Annotated in this window: 14 protein-coding genes and 1 pseudogene; 9 read left to right on the top strand and 6 right to left on the bottom strand. The window is 62.0% G+C overall.

Going from position 1 to position 17,119, the window contains the following annotated elements; all coding sequences use genetic code 11:
* The first annotated feature begins 25 nt into the window (after positions 1–25).
* From ACZYZ7_RS13685 to ACZYZ7_RS13645, 9 genes and pseudogenes are all read left to right on the top strand, one after another.
* Positions 26–763 (top strand): EspA/EspE family type VII secretion system effector, encoded by a 738-nt coding sequence (locus tag ACZYZ7_RS13685; RefSeq protein ID WP_463741141.1) that lies wholly within the window; start codon positions 26–28, stop codon positions 761–763.
* Between the two features lie 21 nt (positions 764–784).
* A complete protein-coding gene (locus ACZYZ7_RS13680) occupies positions 785–1,108 on the top strand; it encodes an ESX-1 secretion-associated protein (protein WP_463741140.1) in 324 nt (107 codons plus the stop codon).
* Positions 1,109–1,142: 34 nt separating this feature from the next.
* Complete coding sequence (locus tag ACZYZ7_RS13675) at positions 1,143–1,664, top strand: hypothetical protein (protein WP_463741139.1); 522 nt, start codon at positions 1,143–1,145, stop codon at positions 1,662–1,664.
* A gap of 1,778 nt (positions 1,665–3,442) precedes the next feature.
* A complete protein-coding gene (locus ACZYZ7_RS13670) occupies positions 3,443–3,781 on the top strand; it encodes a DUF4333 domain-containing protein (protein WP_463741138.1) in 339 nt (112 codons plus the stop codon).
* Between the two features lie 865 nt (positions 3,782–4,646).
* Complete coding sequence (locus tag ACZYZ7_RS13665) at positions 4,647–5,441, top strand: hypothetical protein (RefSeq protein WP_463741137.1); 795 nt, start codon at positions 4,647–4,649, stop codon at positions 5,439–5,441.
* A 256-nt stretch (positions 5,442–5,697) separates the two neighbouring features.
* Entirely contained in the window at positions 5,698–6,651 is a 954-nt protein-coding gene (locus tag ACZYZ7_RS13660; RefSeq protein ID WP_463741136.1) for a hypothetical protein, read from the top strand.
* Positions 6,648–8,936, top strand: a complete 2,289-nt coding sequence (locus tag ACZYZ7_RS13655) for a hypothetical protein (RefSeq protein ID WP_463741135.1) — start codon at positions 6,648–6,650, stop codon at positions 8,934–8,936. Before ACZYZ7_RS13660 ends, ACZYZ7_RS13655 begins: the two co-directional genes overlap by 4 nt.
* A 169-nt stretch (positions 8,937–9,105) precedes the next feature.
* A pseudogene (locus ACZYZ7_RS13650) lies at positions 9,106–9,960 on the top strand (PPE domain-containing protein); the annotation flags it as partial.
* Between the two features lie 132 nt (positions 9,961–10,092).
* Positions 10,093–10,656 (top strand): hypothetical protein, encoded by a 564-nt coding sequence (locus ACZYZ7_RS13645; RefSeq protein ID WP_463741428.1) that lies wholly within the window; start codon positions 10,093–10,095, stop codon positions 10,654–10,656.
* A 972-nt stretch (positions 10,657–11,628) separates the two neighbouring features.
* On the opposite strand, the gene ACZYZ7_RS13640 is transcribed toward ACZYZ7_RS13645, so the two are convergent.
* The 6 genes from ACZYZ7_RS13640 to mycP form a co-directional block, all read right to left on the bottom strand.
* Entirely contained in the window at positions 11,629–11,946 is a 318-nt protein-coding gene (locus ACZYZ7_RS13640; protein WP_463741134.1) for a type VII secretion target, read from the bottom strand.
* A gap of 57 nt (positions 11,947–12,003) precedes the next feature.
* Complete coding sequence (locus tag ACZYZ7_RS13635; RefSeq protein WP_463741133.1) at positions 12,004–12,750, bottom strand: EspA/EspE family type VII secretion system effector; 747 nt, start codon at positions 12,748–12,750, stop codon at positions 12,004–12,006.
* Between the two features lie 112 nt (positions 12,751–12,862).
* Entirely contained in the window at positions 12,863–13,579 is a 717-nt protein-coding gene (locus ACZYZ7_RS13630) for a hypothetical protein (RefSeq protein WP_463741132.1), read from the bottom strand.
* A gap of 194 nt (positions 13,580–13,773) precedes the next feature.
* Positions 13,774–14,112 (bottom strand): YbaB/EbfC family nucleoid-associated protein, encoded by a 339-nt coding sequence (locus ACZYZ7_RS13625; RefSeq protein WP_463741131.1) that lies wholly within the window; start codon positions 14,110–14,112, stop codon positions 13,774–13,776.
* A 46-nt stretch (positions 14,113–14,158) separates the two neighbouring features.
* On the bottom strand, positions 14,159–15,556 hold the full coding sequence (gene eccE, locus ACZYZ7_RS13620) for a type VII secretion protein EccE (protein ID WP_463741130.1): 1,398 nt from the start codon (positions 15,554–15,556) through the stop codon (positions 14,159–14,161).
* Positions 15,553–16,902 (bottom strand): type VII secretion-associated serine protease mycosin, encoded by a 1,350-nt coding sequence (gene mycP, locus ACZYZ7_RS13615; RefSeq protein WP_463741129.1) that lies wholly within the window; start codon positions 16,900–16,902, stop codon positions 15,553–15,555. Before mycP ends, eccE begins: the two co-directional genes overlap by 4 nt.
* Positions 16,903–17,119: the final 217 nt, after the last annotated feature.

The raw sequence follows: 17,119 nt of genomic DNA, 5'->3' as shown, positions 1-17,119 counted from the left end.
TCATCAATCTGGATGGGGGATAGAAATGGGTTTCTTCGATGTCGTTGACACAATCGTTGATACGGTCGGTGACACGGCAGGAAAACTGAAAAATGGGGCGAAGGTGGTGGAGGTCATCGCCAAGAAAGGCAAGCTTCTTGACGTTGCCGACTTCGCCAAATCTTTTGGTAAATGGGTCTCTCCGCTAAAGATTGCGCCAACGCCTGTGTTGAAGGCTGGTCAGAAGATTGTTGTCGGCATGCGCTGGACGACTGGGGACGGAGATCCCATTCTCGGTACCCGGTTTGTTGCAGGATCGCAAGCATTTAGGGAATTAGAGCCGAAATTCGACGCCGCGCGTCCAGGTGATACCTGGTCAGGTGGTGACGCACCGAAAGCGTATGAGCGCAGGCTTGAAAAGCAATTGAATCACGTTGCGATCATGCGAGATGCCGACAGTAGGGTTGCGGAGGTTATGAGTCGAGAAGCCGACGAAATTAACGAAGTTCGCCGAATTCTTGACGGATTGCACAACGAATTGGCTGAGGTTGGCGAATACACTAGGTTTCTTGGTGTCGGTCAAATTGGAAAAACACTGCAGCTTTCGATCGAAACTGCTGCAGTGGCTCAGGTTCTGACGGAAGCGACCAAGAAGATCTGGGCAATGCACGACAACGCCAATGCCAACGCTGCCGCGGTGAGGGAGGCTCTGCAGTCGTATGAAGGCGTATCTAGAGAATCAACCCCCCAAGATTCATTTGGCGACTTTGATCCACACCGTTAAGCCGACCGTAAGGAGAGCTCTGTGAGTACCGAACCAGATGTGAATATTTCGGGGTCAACCATGAAGGGATTAGCCTCGATGCAGGACCATTTGTCGCAGGGCGTCGAGTCTGCAGTACTTCGCGTGCAGTTCGCAGGAGTTGAGATGGAGAAGACGCATGGTGTCATCTGCGCGGTAACAAATGATGCAGTCAAGGCGGCGGAGGCTGAGCGGTCAACGGCGGGAACCAACATGCAGGCGGTCTGCACTGAGCTTGCTCAGAAACTGCGGCATGGTGCGGGGGTCTTTGATGGGACCGACGATGCGGAGAAAGCCAAACTTGATCGGCAGGTTCCGCCCCGATGAGGTCCGTTGAGGGCCGGAATCAGAGGCGAAACCTATGACAGACGGCACGTGGGCTTCGTGGGGAGACGAGATTGATGGCACTTCCAACTCGGTCTGGGGCGAGGATGAAGGTTCTGGCTCGGATTTGGATGGATTGCCAGAGTATGTTCCGGCGGTAGCTGCTGACCGTGACGACAATGCGCAGTTCGAGCAATTCGAGAATGGCGCTGGCGATGCAGAAGAAGATCCGGGACTTACGACATTTACGAATCCGCCAGGCTCCGTATCGGTGACCGTGAACTACGACGGAAGGGTTCATCGCATTGATCTCAGTCCTGAGACCTCCCGTATGTCTGAGCAACAATTGGCAGACGAGATTCGAGTTAGTGCAGATATTGCTGGGCAACAGGCTAGGGCGGAAGTACGTGAGTTCGCTGTCGAGGTAGCCCGATTGACGGGCCTCGATCCTGTATCTATGGGCGAGAGCTTGGGCAAGATAGGTATGCCGTCTCAGGCAGAGTACGAAGCGACAAAGTCGCATGTATTTGCGACGCGGTATTACGGTGGTTCCGATTGATCATGCGTTCGAAGTTGACTTTGTGAGTTCGGCGGAGAGTGACGGTAGATGAGTACACCACCTGGGTGGTATCCGCCACCGGAGGGGCAGCAGGGTTTGCCTTACGGCTTCGGCCCCAGCGGGACTGAACCGATCAGTGCTGTTGCGTCCGGGGGGAATCGTCGGGGCGCAGGGCTGTCGAAACGGGCTTGGCTCGTCGTTTCGGCGTCAATTCTCGTTCTGGTTGTGGTCATCGGCGTTGCGACGTCGGTGCTTATGCACCGCGGACCGCGGCTCTCCGCTGACGATGCTGCCGCGAATACTCCAGCCGCTGCAGCGCCACAATCCGTGTTGCTTCCCGAGTTGACGCTTGCAGCGGGAGCGAAACTGGTAAATGAGATACCCGGGCATTTGGAGCAATGGGATTCCCCCACGGAGTACACCGTGACGGTCGAGACGCTGCGGACGCAACTGCCTATCGGCCGACCCTACGACGGTTTGGCGTGGTGCCGTGAGTACACTCGGCCAACTGAAATTGATGGTAAGAGGTATGACATAACTATGTGGACCTGGGGGACACGGGCGGACTTGGTTTCGGTGAGTATGAATCCGGCTCCGTGGGACAAGAGCCACACCGAGGTCATGCTCAGCCGCGAGCCCAACGAGGCGGGATGCGTTAGGTAGCGGTCCTTCCTGCGGAACGCGAGACGGTGGCCGCCACGGATGCGAGCCTCTTTGGCCCCCGTTTGTCGCGGCCACCGCTAAGTGCCGACCGACCGACGCCAATGTGCCCACGGCTCGGCGCAGACTTCGTTGGGATCGTTGTCGTCCAAAGGGATTAGCCCCTAGGGGGTTTGGCCCGCCGAGTTGTTGTTCTTATTCGCTCGGATGCGGCCGTTACGATGACGAAAGGACCCGCTGCGGGCGGCGGTAGCGTGGTGGACTACGGCAGTTACATAGTCGAAAACGTGCAGGGAAATTGAATACGGCGAAACCACCGTCGCGGCGCCGCCACATTCGTGTCGTCTGTGTCGTCGTGGCGGTACTGGCTTGCATCGTAACTGGGTCATCCGATGTGAGCAGCGGGCTTCGACGGCGTTCGATCGGCTTCCGGACTGGCCGTACCCTGCGACTGCCCTTTTGGTGGCCGCAGAGCAGGCGCGCCAAACGACCGTTTTGATCACCTCGGTAGAAGGCCTCGCCGGCGGCGATTACCGGCGACCGCTTCGAGGCGCCACCATTTGCCGCGGCTTCGGCCAGCGGAGTCCCCGCATAGTCAAGCGGACTCCCATCAGGTCCCTTGAACTGCACGGAGAGGAACGCCCACCCGCTCACGACCTTGAAGGTCTGTACCGCAAACTGAGCGGGCTTACCGAGTTGGCCATCGAGGTCGGTGGACGCCTTCAGAATTGCCTGTCCCTCAGGCGAATTCTGATTGACGTCATGCAACTGCATGGTCACCAAATCCCAACCCCGCTTTGATTTTGACCGTACCAGCCCGACGTATTGGTGCCATTTCGCCGGTGTGGACCGACTGGACCCAGCAGTATTCCGCACCGGCCGAGTTGTTGAGCTGAGGCGTCAGGCGGGCAGATCTAAGTAGCCCGACTCTTCCTAGAACGCTCGAGCGGACGGGAACTAGTGCTGCTTCGGCGACGTGGTGTGCGACCCGGATCAAGAAGGGCTGCGCCGGCGGAAAATTTCCGCGCTTTCGGTGTGTGACAACGGGTTACGCTGGCTGGCCGAGGAATTCTGCAGTCGAGCAGAATCGGGGTACGACTTCGAGGGAGATCACCAGAATGAACATCACGTCAAACGTGCGTGTAGGTGTTGCAGCGGTGGCGGTGGTTGCTGCTGGACTGCTTGGCGCGTGTTCGGCCAGCGTGGAGGTTGGAAAGACTGCCGCAATCTCCAAAGAGCAATTGGCCAAGTTGGTCAAGGAGAAGCTGGAAGCCCAGGTGGGTGAGAAGGCGGATTCGGTGACCTGCGACGGGGACCTTGAGGCCAAAGTGGGGGCAACGCAGACATGTCTGCTGACAGCTGGCGGCTCGAAGTTGGGCGTGAATGTCAACGCCACATCGGTTGACGGCGACAACGTCAAGTTCGATGTCAAGGTGGACGACCAACCTAGGTCCTGAGCAGCACATGGGATTTGGGGACTTTCTCGGCAGCGGAAGTTGCGAGCCGGAACCTGACGTCGCTGCCTTGTCAACCAGATGAAGAATCCGGTGCGAGACACCGTGACCGCATGTTGATGGACGTACCGAGGCTTGCTGTACCCGCAATGTGTCAGGCGGGGGTTCCATGGAGGCGCCGCTGAGCGGCTGAGCCGACGACCAGAGGTGATTCGCAGACGGCTTTGACCAAGACTCGTGGTGGCTGATGCCAATGCCCGGTCGGCGGAGTTCGACTCGAAGTTCGAGCCATCGATCCCGAGCGGTGGTGGGGCGACGGATGCACAAGGTCAGTTCGGACAGATGATGTATATGCCGACGGAGATGGCCCAACAGCTGAGCTCGATTCCGGCGTCGAGCATGCTGGGAGTGCGGCAGATCGCTGGCAGGGTGCCCGACTCGGCCAAGACAGTGTGGGCGCGACGACTCTGGCACTGGCCCTGTCGCTTCGGAGTCTGAACTAACCCTCGTGGACTCCAGGCGGCATCGGCCCAAATTTTGCGCGTTGGGGGTCGCTGCGGCTCAGGTAGTCTTTTGCTGAGCTATTTGGTGGAGGGGACCACACTATGGGCGTGTCTGGGCTGGTGAGCCGGGGTTCGCGCGCTGCGGGGAAGTTTGTCGAGTTGACTGACCGAGTGTCGTCACCAGGAGACCGCAACATCAGTGCTGAACTTCGCTCGAAGTCGACGCGTGACGTGTACGCCGCCTCGGTTGTTACTTGCGCGACTCGCGTCTCCTCGTTGTCGGTGATGGCGATCGCTGGCTGTGGGAACGCCCGCGGTCTATGGGGTGTGGATGCGGTTGGTGTACCGGGCGATTGGGGATGCCGATGGGTGAACTGAAGGTCAATACAGTCGAGGTGCGGAATCATGGCGCATCGATGGAATCCAGTGCCGCCGCCATTCCCGCGCCACCGGACCGATTTACGGCACAGGGCACTGATCCGATGTCGGAAGCGTTGGCCACTCGGACGCAGGAGGTCGAGGCGCCGTTCATTGATGGTGTCGGCCAAACCAAGGCTGACGCACAGGCCACGGCACGGAATATTCAGGCGGCTGCGGACAAGTATGAGCAGTCCGATCAAGACATCGCCGGGAAGGTCCAGGCGACGGGACTGGGCGATGCTGCGGGCGCAGCCGGCGGATCCGGTGGCGGCGGTGGAGCGGAGGGACTGCAGCAGCTGCAGCAGATGATGCAGATGCCGATGCAGATGGCGCAGATGGCCGCCCAGGTTCCGATGCAATTGGCCCAGATGGCCGGCCAGATACCCCAGGCGGTGATGCAGGGTGTGCAGCAGATCGGTCAGATGACGGGGGGGATGGGTCAAGGCGCTGATGGCGCGGCCGGCAAGCCCGGCGGCGGGCCTGCGGGCTCCGGACAGCCTGTCACCGGCAAAGCCGACCAGCGTGACGAGCGCGAGAAACCCCACGCCGAACGTGACGGAGAAGCTGAGGCGTCGGAGGGCGCTGCAGCAGAGTCCGCGCCCACCGAACGGGCCCCGGTGTCTGCACCGGCTACTGCGCAACCCGCCCCTGCGCCTGGTACCTCGGCGCCGGAAGCGGCGACGCCGCCGGTCGCGACGGGGCCGCGACGGGCACCGTCTGATCCTGCGATTGTGTTGTAACCGTATCCATCACTGAGTCGAAGGTGTGCCAATGAGTTTGCCTCCCCCGCCGGGTTCGTTTGGGCAGCACCCGCCTACGGGTGGTGGCGGTCAGCCTGGCGGTGCGCCGCAACCGTGGCAGCAGCAACCCAGCGGTCCGGCCGGCCCGCCGCCTGGTGGGCCTCCGCCGTGGGGTCCTCAACAGCAGTGGGCGGCTGGCCCTCCGCCACCGCCCAGCGGCGGCGGGAAAACCAAATGGATCCTCGGTGGGCTCGCTGTGGCGCTGGCGATCGCACTCGCCGTCGTCATTACCGTGTTAGTCGTCAAGCCCGACAGCGGTGGGAATGGTCGGTCGAATGCTGGGGCAGACGGCTCCAAATCCGAATTTGCGAGCGCCAATGACACCGGACCGGTCAACATCATTACCGAAGACCCGACGTGTGACGCTTGGGGACGGGTTTATCAGGACTACCTTTCGGTTACAAAGGCTTCAGGCTGGGCCCAACGGGACTCTGCGATCCCCGCGACTGCGTGGACCGCCGAGCAACGTGCGACATACGAAGCCATGGGGAAGGCACGCACGGATGCGGCGAATCAGGCAGAGACCTTGGCAAAACAGACGCCTCATAGAGTGATACGCGAACTTTATACGCAATTCATCGCTTATTCGCGGCTGGCTGTGGCCTCAATACCGAATTACGTCAGTACAGATAACAATCTTTCGGGGGCAACCGATTCCGTGGCGTCTGCGCTGGCGAATATATGCTCGGCAATTCACGTAAACGTAGCGCAGACTCTTGCACCCCTTGTTGCGGCACCTGGCTCGCCGTCCGAAGTGTGGTCGCCTGGTGACAGCTCTGTCGGGAAGCCGTTCCTTGCGCTGGGGAATTCCAGTTGCTCAGAATGGGGCCCCCTTATGGAGAAGTTTGATGATACGACGGCAGAATGGCGGGCCATCGACGCAAAAACTCCCGCCGGTGACTGGACGCCTGAACAACGAGCCGTGAATGATAGTGCGGCAGCCGTGATGTCGACGAACGCAGATGATATCGAACGGTTGGGCAGAGATAGTGGGAATCCGGTTTTCGAAGACATTGCCGTCCTGGCGGCGCAATACCGTCGAGCATTTGTGCTGGCGATTCCCAACTACAGACCTGTAGATAACTTTATGTCGCAGTCCGCAGTATATCTATCGGCAACTATCACGTGGGGCTGTAAGGCCGCGTCATGATGGGTATCGAAAATCACAAGAAGCCTTCCGGCGAGCACATTGACGAGATGGTTGGGCCGGGCGCTTGGCCAGAGACGGATGAGTCGGTGTTTACCGATCGCAGTACGCAGTTGGGCGGCATTCGTAAAGATCTGACTGGCGCCAAGGAGGGTTGGGAGTCCGGTCAGTCTTACCTCAAGAGCGAAAACAACTGGGCAGGCGTCTCAGCGACCGCGGCCAACGCCAAGGTCGACACCCACACGAAGGCTATGGAAGCACACGAGCAGCAACTCACGACGGCCACTGGGTGGTGTGGAGAAGCTGTTGGGCTAATTGGCAGGGTTAAGGAAGCGGTCGTCGGCACTGTTAACACGGCGGTTGAGGTAATTAACGACACCATTTCCGAAGCCAAAGGAAAGAATACAGACGACGCTGTCAGCAAAATTAGAGGCCAAGCATACGAGGCTAATAAAACCATTGTTCAGTGGGGCGCCGATACTGTTTCGGGCAAGGATGGGGTTTCTACTGAGCCGCCAAAGTATGGCAAGGAACACTTCAAGGATAAGAAAGAGGAGGATAAGCCTGGCGAAGCAGATCCTCTATCGCTATTCACAAAAGCCGGCCAAACTACGCCCGGGCAGGCGGTGGATGCTGTGCCCGGGCCTCTCGATACGAGTGACGTAACGGACTTTGTCAAGGCCGATCAAACTAAACCTGGACACGTTGCGGACGCTGTGCAAGGGGTCCCGGACGCAAATGACGCGGACAGCGGCGGAGGCGATTTTGTCAAAGCTGATCAGACTGCGCCTGGCCAATCGCTGGATACGAACGTGGCTCCGCCGATCATTCAAGGTCTACCCACGGCGACCACACCTCCTACCCTCGGCAAGACTCCACCCACACCACCACCATCCCCCGTGACCTCTACACCCACTCCTCCATCGCCATCAGGTGGAGCTCCCAATTTGTCCGGTGGGGGCACCGGAGGCACCGGTGCATCAGGTGCCCCTAGCCCGTTGAGCGGTGGCTTAGGTGGTAGTGGCGCTGAGCAAGCCGCGAGCGCGTCGCAGGCATTGGGCCAAGCACCAGTCGGTGGGGCACCGACGGATCCGTTGCAGGCCTTCTCGAAGGGGTTTGCGGATTCGGCGGGGACACCGGTTCATGCCGCTTCTACTGGCGCACCGCCTTTGGCGCCGGCCCCCACGGTTCCGGCGAGCGATGCGATGGCACCGGCGAGTACTCATTCGGCGCCAGCCTCACTGAGTGGTGCGCAGGCGCCCGTGGCTCCGGTGCAGGGGCCGCCGGCGGGCGGCTCGATGGGCATGGGCGGCGGAGTGCCGTCGATGCCGCTTGGACCTCCGCCGACGGCGCCGCCCGCCGCGCCAGTGGCACCACTGCCCGCAGCCGCACCGCCCCCGGCTCAGCCAACCAATATCGCTGGTGGCGCTCAGGTGGCGCCGATTCCCGTGTCCGCGGCACGGGCCGAGCGTGACGCTGCCCAGAATGCGGCGAAGCGGTCAGGTTCGGATCCGTTGGTGTTGGCGCGCAGGATTGCCGCTGCGCTCAATGCCCCCGATATGGTCAATTCCGCTGATTACAAGTTCTTCTGGGTCACTGCCGTCACCGTTGACGGCAGCATCGTGGTGGCCAATAACTACGGGTTGGCCTATATCCCTGAGAAGGTGCGGTTGCCCGATCAGGTGAAGATGGCTTCGGCGGATGAGTCGATGTCGCCAGCGGAGCGTGCGAGTTGCGTAACTCAGCCGGTCGCGGCACTGCACCGTTGGGCCCACCACCACGGCACAGAGTTGCGAGCAGTGATCGCGACCGAGGACCAGCTCAAGAACTCAGATGCTGGTGTGCACCATGAAGTGCTGGCCCCCGAGGACATCCCTCCGAGTGGCACGATGATTGGTCGCGATCGTCTGCAGGTGATCGCTCCGCAGGCGGGGTCCCAACTGATGCGGATCAGCGATGGCGATCTGGTGAACGTGCTGCCACCGGCACCGGTTGATACTGCGCAACCGGAGGATCGACGGACCAGGTTGTGGTACAAGGTTTGGGAACCTTTGATGAGCCGATCCGCCAAGAAGAATGAGCAACATCTGCAGGCACTTTTGGAGTACGCCGTGCATGCTCAGGAACAAGCGATTTATGCCGCCCACACTGCGACACAGGCCGAAGATCAACGCCGGTCTGTTAGTGACTTCGTGTATTGGCAGCACGTTGGACAACTGATTGCTGACGCCTTCCTCGAGCAGGAATCAGCGACGGGTGACCAGGATCCGGGACAACCAACGGGGTGACCCGAGAAAGATTTTGCGGGTTTTGCACCTTCGTTGGGCCCTTAGGATTGGCTCCTGAACATCGGTGGCGCGTGTCGGGCACCTAAGCAGATCGCTCGGGGGGCGAGGTTGCTGAGCATTTCGGCGGTGGTCAAGGCTGGCCTCGCCGGTGCAGAGAGGATGAATTGAAATGGGTGTACCTGGGTCGGGCGATGGATTGCAGTACACGACGGAGGGGCTGGAGAGCACAGCCGGCGAATACGAAACGCCTCTGCCCCCGTCGCCGCCGGATCGGCCGGCAGAGCCGGATGGATTGCTAATCACCAGCAAGCTGACGGGCCAACTGAGGGCGTCTAGCGTAAGACTGGCGTCGACCCTTAAGGCTGGGGAGCGAGAGGGAGTCCGGATTGGGGGCGCTCTGCGAGCTGCTGCGGGTGCCTACAAGACGATCCAAGAACAGAAGACGGCAGCGCTGAACAGCCAGATGAGCGACGGTGCTGCACCGCCCCAGGTCGAGACGGCAATTCCTAACCGGAAGTTGATTCTCGATTCATTGCCGATCAAGGGCGAGGTCTTTCTGAAGGAGGGGGCCAAGGACGATGACAATTGGGACATAATCGCGGAGAAAATACATCAGGGTCACGATCCTCAGGCGGGCTCACTTAAGTGGTTTAGAGATGAGTGGGATAAGTACGTTCCTGTCGTGGCGATGCACGGCGATATCTTCGCGAAAACTGTCCAGGGTTGGCATGGTCCCGCTGCGGAAGCGTGCGACGCCACCGCGAAAAGCTTGACCACTTGGTGGAAAGAAATGAGCGCTGAATGCGGAAAGCTGAGCCACGAGGCGACAACATTCGTTGACGCGCATGACAAGCTTGTCGCAGAGCATCCCACAATGGCGGACGTAAACCTTTTCCGCCAAAAGGACCGGGAAAATAGCTGGAAGGATGCGAAAACCCGTGGCGACGAATGGGACAGGCTGCAGACGGCATCCAACGATGCATTAGACCACTACGCGAATGTATATCTGTCGGAGATTGCGCCGCGTTATCCCCCAGCGATCGGCAAGGATCTTCCGGCGGTATGCGACGGTGAGGCACCCGTGGCGGTCCCAGGCACCGGCACGCCCGGAGGCCCCGGTGGAAGCCCTGGTGGAAGCCCTGGCGGTGCTCCCGGGATGCCCGAAGCGCCCAAGATGCCCGATATGCCGTCGATGTCGCCGGCCAGTGCTGATCCGTCGGCCGGTCAGGGGTCGGGTGGTGGTTCTCCCAGCGGTGGCGGCTCACCGAGCGGTGGCTCTCCGTCGGGTGGTGGCGCACCTTCCGGGGGAATGCCGAGTGGCCTTCCGAAGGGAACTGAGGGTATGCCGGAGATGCCCGGCGTCGGGGAACCCAGCCTGAAGCCCGCCAGTGCGGGCGGCGGTGGCGGTATGGGCGGTGGCGGCGGCGGTATGCCGTCGATGCCGCTGGGCCCCGCCGTCGGAGCGGACTCGGTGGCGCCATCTCCCGCGGCCGCACGTGGCGGCGGCGGAGTCCCCGGCACACCGGGCGGTGCCGGCGCGGGCGGTATGGGCGGCGGTATGGGTGGCATGGGCGGTGGCCATGGTCAGGGCCAGGGCAAGGAGAAGCGCCGCAACCCCAACCTGTCCGAGGACGAGGACCTCTACAAGGAAGACCGCGCGTACACCGAGGCGGTTATTGGCCGTCGTGCGCGCCCGGATGCGAAGGACACCAAGAAGTAGCCGCAGGGTAGGGCGCTACATTTCTGCCCTGCGGTCGATGATTTCGGCTTAGGCGGGGGTTCGGGGGTTACCCGCGAACCCCCGCCGCTGCATGCGTGGGTGAGGCGGCTCTTTTTGTTTTCTTTGCAGAGCGGGCGCGTTGCTGCCGGGGATAGGTGTCGAGGCCTCCCGAAGATGGAGGCCCTGCAACTTCGGCGGCAAATGTATGCACCAATGGGTGTGCGCGGCACATGTGGACGGTGGCCGCGTCCCAATGAGCAATGGGCTTCGGATCCGGCGCCGTTCACGCGTGCGAACAACGAGTCATGTTGACCGCTAGGTGATTTGGTGTTGGTCAGCAAGTGTCGCCCGGGTGCTCTTGGCTGCGATGACAGGGCGTAGTCGTCCTCGAGACATCGGAGCGCTAGCGGCGGGCGGCTTGCCATCCGTCGTGGGTGGGTTCGATGATGAACGCTGCCCGAGTTGGCGACTATCCCACTGCGATGGCGCGGCGTTTGATGCCCTTGGTGAGTCGTTCGATCGGATTGTCCGACCAGTTCCTCTGCCACGGGCCGGCGAGAATGCGGCGAACGCAGGGAAGCTGACTGCCGCGGGCGTTTGACCGCCACCGCGGTGTGCAGGTTGCGTATGAAATCCACCCAACACGCCGTCGCGAGCATTGGCGAATCCTTGGGTCACAGCAGCTTTGGGCCCGGCTAGGACGTCGGACTTGGCCACATACGCCTCAAACAGGCCACGCGCTTTCAACATGCCAAAACTTGCGCAGAACTCATGAGACTTGCCGTCGTTGATGGCGGTGTCCAGCACTGCGCGGGTCACGCCGATGGATACCCCAGTGGGCGCCGGTGCAGGAAACACGGCGTGCGCCGATGTAGCCCTTGCACAAGGTGGACGGCAGCTCGGTGTGGGCCAGGCCGCAGGTTTCGATCGGCCGGATATTCGCGCTCGCCGAAACCTAGACGAAGGCAGCGGTCAACGCGGGTGCATCTGGCCGTCGAGGTTGCTCTGTTCGTGATGGTCGGTGCGTCGGTAATCGGCAGCGCCGATGTCGAGCGCCTCGGCGAGCTCACTGGAGACCTTGTTCATCGCCTTTGTGGCGGCCGTTCGCGATGCTTGCGCTGCACCGAGCGCCGCGGTGGCTACAGAACATACCAAGCCGTGGGTCACGAAGACTGCCATCGGCGCGCCGTCGGTCACCGCGTCGGCGGCACTGAAGTCGCCAGCAGCGGCCCGTTGTGTCCCGCCGCGCTGATTCAGATCTTCTGCGAGAACGTTCAGATCGTCGGGCACGCCGATCTCCCTTCGTTGTACTCAGAGGTATGCCGGAGAACGTTGTTGTTTATCACGCTAACGGCACGCTCCGGGCCAGTCCCCGGCTTGGGCAGCAACCTCGTCGTAGGTGGCGCCGGCGCGTCGAATCAACGTGGCATTGCGGGCGGAGTTATCGATGAGGTCGAGATACCTCCACTCGGCGGGCGGCAACGTACCGGCGACTGCTGCCGTTTGAAATACCAGCGAGGCGGCTTGGCCCCAACCGGGAACCGCATTCAGTGCGATGGCCGGGATGATAGACAGACCCAGAACTGTCTGGCAGCGATCGAGCATCTTGCGAGTGACGTCATTTTGCTCTGCCTCGCTCTTGATGGCGTTCTGGATCGCCTCGTCGGCTTTCTTCAGTCGATCGACTCGCGAACTATGTTCACGGTTGCGCGCGTCATACGCGTTGGCGGCATCGCCTTCCCAGCTTGCAGGGCGGGCTGATGATTCGAGCTTGTTCTTTGCATCGCCGAACTTCGCGGCACCTTGGCTGAACTGATCACCTGTATTGGGGTCGCCGAATCCGCACGTATTGGACATCGCCATCATGGCGAACAGGCCTGCCTGGATGATCGGAGTGGCCATTGCCTCAGCAGCGCGGGCGTTGCCCAGTGCCTTTGCAATACCTTCGCCTGCTGGCTGGAGAAAACCGACCGCGTCATTGCCGTATCCGGCCATGGCCCAGCCGACATGCCGGTCGTCTTTTTGGAGACCCTCACTGCGGTCATACATACCGTAGCCCCAGTTGCCCCAAGAATAGGCGTCAACAAATCCCACGCTTCGTGCTCTCTCTCCTGTAGTTGATTACGAGCATAAGCACTGACTGGGGGCCTGCAGGACACCAAAATGTTCTAGCGCACCAGCATTTGGGTCCGGTGGAGGCGCACACCTAGATCGGTGTGGAGTTGGGATCCAGTTGGACCTGGCGTAGCCGCTCAAGTGCACGGTCATCGGTGAGCTCGGAGCGACTGTCGGGGTTGAGCCAGTAGAACCGCAGGAACTTCAGCAGGGCCGCTCCGTTGGGGGAGTACAGCGACGACTCTTTGATCATCTTGAAATCGCCGTCCGCCATTACCATGACCAGCGGACTCTTTGCCGGCACACTGTCGGGTGCTCGATCTACGATGTCGACCACCTGTGACCACTTACCGCTGTTCGTTGAGAACGCCTCGACGAACGTGAAGCCGTCAGCTGTCAGCCGGACAAAACCGATGCCCCCGCGCTTGACCGTCAGGACTAGGGCGGCGGCGAACACCAACGCCGGCCCGATAAAGGCCATGGCGAACATCGGGCCAATGTCGGGAGGCAGGGGAATGAAAAGTCTATTCATCGCCCCGAGCACACCGGCGGAGCCGAGGGCGAGCACACCGGCAATGACACCGATGAACAACAGAATGTCGACGCGCTTGTCAACACGGATCGTGGTCCCCTGAGCATCGCATGTGCCCCGTGCGATGGCGGTAGGCATAATCTGCCAGACGCGTGCAGGAGCGAGCCAGAATATGGTGGCCCCAACGGCTATCAACGCGGTCAGATAATCACCCTGGAACAGGGCAAATCCGGCCCAGGCTGCGCACGCCACGGCGCAGATGCCCAGGATCGCCATCGAAAATACTCTCAGTCCACTCACGTACTCTCCGTCCATTTGATTGGATCAGCGTCGGCCCGTTGGCGAACTTCGGCAGGCGATAGGTCACGGTGCGGTGGTCGGCGGTTTTGATGCCGGTCTGGCGCGCACGCGAATCGAGCGGTGCTGGTCGGCTCGATGATGCGCGCCAATACGAAATCCCGGAACGCACCTCAGCCCCGTGGCATACCGTCCTCAGTCAACTCTGCGACCATCGCATCGAGCCGTTCCCGGTCGGCCTCGATTGACGAGGTGGCTGCGGCTGTTGCCTTTTGAATCGCTTCGTTGAGTCGCTGCTCAACGGTTTGGGCGCCCAGTCGCAGCAGTCCATCTTTGATGTACACGTCGATCAGATGATGATGCCCGTTGAGCGTGACTTCGACGCTCTCGGCTTCGTCTGCCGCAGTGAACGTTTCGGTGTTCATCTTGTGTAGCTGGTCGTCCATGAGTGACTGCAGCTGTTGCGCTTGACGCAGGACCGCAGCGACCTGTGGATGCATCTCGTCCGTCATAGTTCCTCCCGACCTTTCTGGGACCCCTCTCCCAGGAAGCTTGATGTCATTGCTCCAGCGCCATCTGGTAGCGGCTCTCTTCACGCGGATTGATCAACGTGATGGGCAGCTGCCGGTGTCGCGGTGTGTCAATGAAGTTGGGCCGCATGATCACTCGGCCGACGCCTTGATGCGGACCAAGGTAGGTCGTGGCGTTCGGCCACGCGACGCGCGGGACCCGCCCGACGCGGCCGTTGATCATCGTGGCGAATTCGCGGAACTGCGGCCCGAGGGTCACCACCGCGCCGGATGCGGCGGAGCGGATGACGAACTGGGTGAACAGCCGGGCGTCCCCGAGGTTGATGCTGACGTCGACGTTGTCGAACGGCATGTACACCGGGTAGCGGTCCGAGGTCTCGCCGACGAGCACGCCGGCAGAGCCGATCGGCAGGTCGTAGTGCTTGTCGGTGACCGGCGTGAGGCCCTGAAGGGCCGCCCGCTGCCCGCCGTAGAGGCAGGAAAACCCTCGCGGCGTAGTCGGATTGGACAACGTCGTCAACAACACCGTCGACGTCGGAGCCGCCCCGGGACGAATCCGTACGCACGTCGTGGTGTGATCGGCGCGGGCCGACCACCAGACGTCCGGACCGCCGGGCGCGTTGTACGCCGCGGTGAAGGTACTACGGCCCTTGATCAGCGACCAGGTTTCCTTCTCGAAACTGATCTCGGTGGCCTTGTCGTAATCGTCGAAACTGCGCGAGCACCGCGCGTCGATTCCGTTGCTGGCCAACTGATCCGCGATGCGGGTGGCTGACGCCACCAGGTACCGGGCCAACCCGGACACCCCGCTGTCGCGGCGCTGGGCCGAGCGCCGGGTCTTCTCCGGGTCGGCACGCAGCACGATCCAGGTGCGCCGGTTCGCCGGCGCCGGGTACGGGCCCACCACCTGCTCGTAAAGCGCCACCAGGCTGGCCGGTGCGGTCTTGCCGACGCGGTAGCCGGCCGACACGACATCGGCCTCCAGGTCGGGGCAGTGCGCCCGTAGCAGCTTTTCGACCAGTTTGGTGCTGACGGTGTCGTCAGAGACGGCATCGCCGTTGACGATCACCGTCGGCGTGAAAGGCCTTGGTATCAACTCGATTACCGCGACCAGGTAGTCGCCCTGCCAGCGCACGGCGACGTGATCGCCCGGCATGACGGTGGCCCCGACGGCAGGCTCCGAGGGCACATCGGGGGTGCTGCGGTGGCGCCGCCGCCACGAGAAGAGCGCTCTGACCCAGCCGGTGAGCCGGTATCCGCGGATCGTGAGCACCGAGAAGATCGCGATCAGCACCGACAGCGTGATTCCCAGCCACAGCAGCTTGAAGTGCAGGCACACCGCGATGCAGGCCGGGATCAGCGTGGCCGCCCAGATGGCGTGCCCCGTGGTGAATCGGAAACCGAAATGCCGCCGCAGGAAGTTCACGGGCGCCGCCGCAACGCGCGTCGGGTCATCGCAGCGATCCCGAGGATCAGTGCCAGCGCGACGCCCGCGACCACCACACCGGTGATCGGGCCGCGATCTGGCGGCGGGATGTACACCGGCGGTGGAACTTCCTTGACGCGGAACGGCGCCTTGGCCGGACCCTCGGGAACCTCCCATGTCAGGGCGGCCACCGGATCGACCACGCCGGCACCGACGTAGTTGTCGACCCCGCCGCCGGGATGGCGGGCGGTGGCGGTGATCCGATTGATGACCTGGGCCGGGGTCAGATCCGGGAAGCGCTGCTTGACCAGCGCTGCCAGACCGGAGACGAACGCGGCCGAGAACGACGTGCCGTTGAGCGGCACCGGGCCGTCCTCACCGGGGGTGGCATTGATCGGCTGGCCCTCATAGCCCAGCGCGGTGAGATTCTCGCCGGGGGCGGCCGCGCCCAACCACGGACCCGACATCGAGAAATTGCTCGGCTGGCCGTTCTGGCCGACGCTGCCGACGGTGAGCACCAGCGGGTCGTACCAGGCCGGGCTGACGATCGTCTGAACGCCCTTCCAACCACGCGCATCGGCGGGGACCGACGGATCCGGCGCCAGGTTCTGGGTGCAGTCCTGGCCGGTGTTGCCGGCGGCGACGACGATCACCGCGCCCTTGACGTTCACCGCGTAGTTGATGGCCGCGCCCAGGCTGCTCTCGTCGATCCGGCGGGTCACCTTGTAGCAGGCGGCCTCACTGATGTTGATCACTTGCGCGCCGAGGTTGGCCGCGTGGACCACCGAACGGGCCAGGCTGCGAATCGAGCCCGCGGTCTGGGTGGAGTTCGGGTCGTTGGGATCCTGGCGCGAACCCTTGGGCTGGAACGCCACTGACGTCTGACGCAGCGAAATCAGTCGCGCATCGGGGGCCACACCGACGAATCCGTCAGTCGGGGACGGGCGTCCGGCGATGATCGATGCGGTCAGGGTCCCGTGGGCATCACAGTCGGACATCCCGTTGCCTGCGGCGTCGACGAAGTCGCCACCTGGCTCGGCCGGAACCCGGGGCGACCCGTTGACCCCGGTGTCGATGACCGCGACAGTTACGCCGGCGCCAGTTGCGAACTTCTGCGCCTCGGCCAGCTTCAGGTAGTCGGCCGCCCACGGCTTGTCGGCGAAGTTCGAATTCGGCATGACCGTCGGCGCCGCACAGATCTTGCGCTGTTCCGTCGGCTGATCGGGACCGGTTTCATCAGGTGGAAGGGCCGCGGCGTCGATCGCGGGTGGATCGATCGCAAACGCCGGAGGCGCACTGAATAGGGCCAACAAAACTGCCAGCAGCATCACGGCTAAGCGCTGCACGCCTCACACTCCCCCAATGATATCGGACATGTCTGCAGTGTGCTGATGCACTTTCAGCAAACAAAATCCGGCCCGTTCAGAAACGCATCGTCTCACGTCAAGCCGTCCGGCTAATCGCACGCAGGCAATCATAAGGGTGCCCAGGTGAGGGTGATGACGCTTTGTGTCCGCGGTGAGTGTTGCACGCGGCAAGGCGGGCGCGTTCGGGCAGGCCGAT

This window comes from Mycobacterium sp. IDUB_17, from assembly GCF_055419465.1.
The sequence above is the reverse complement of the archived record's forward strand: the minus strand, read 5'-3'. Positions and strand labels throughout refer to the sequence as shown.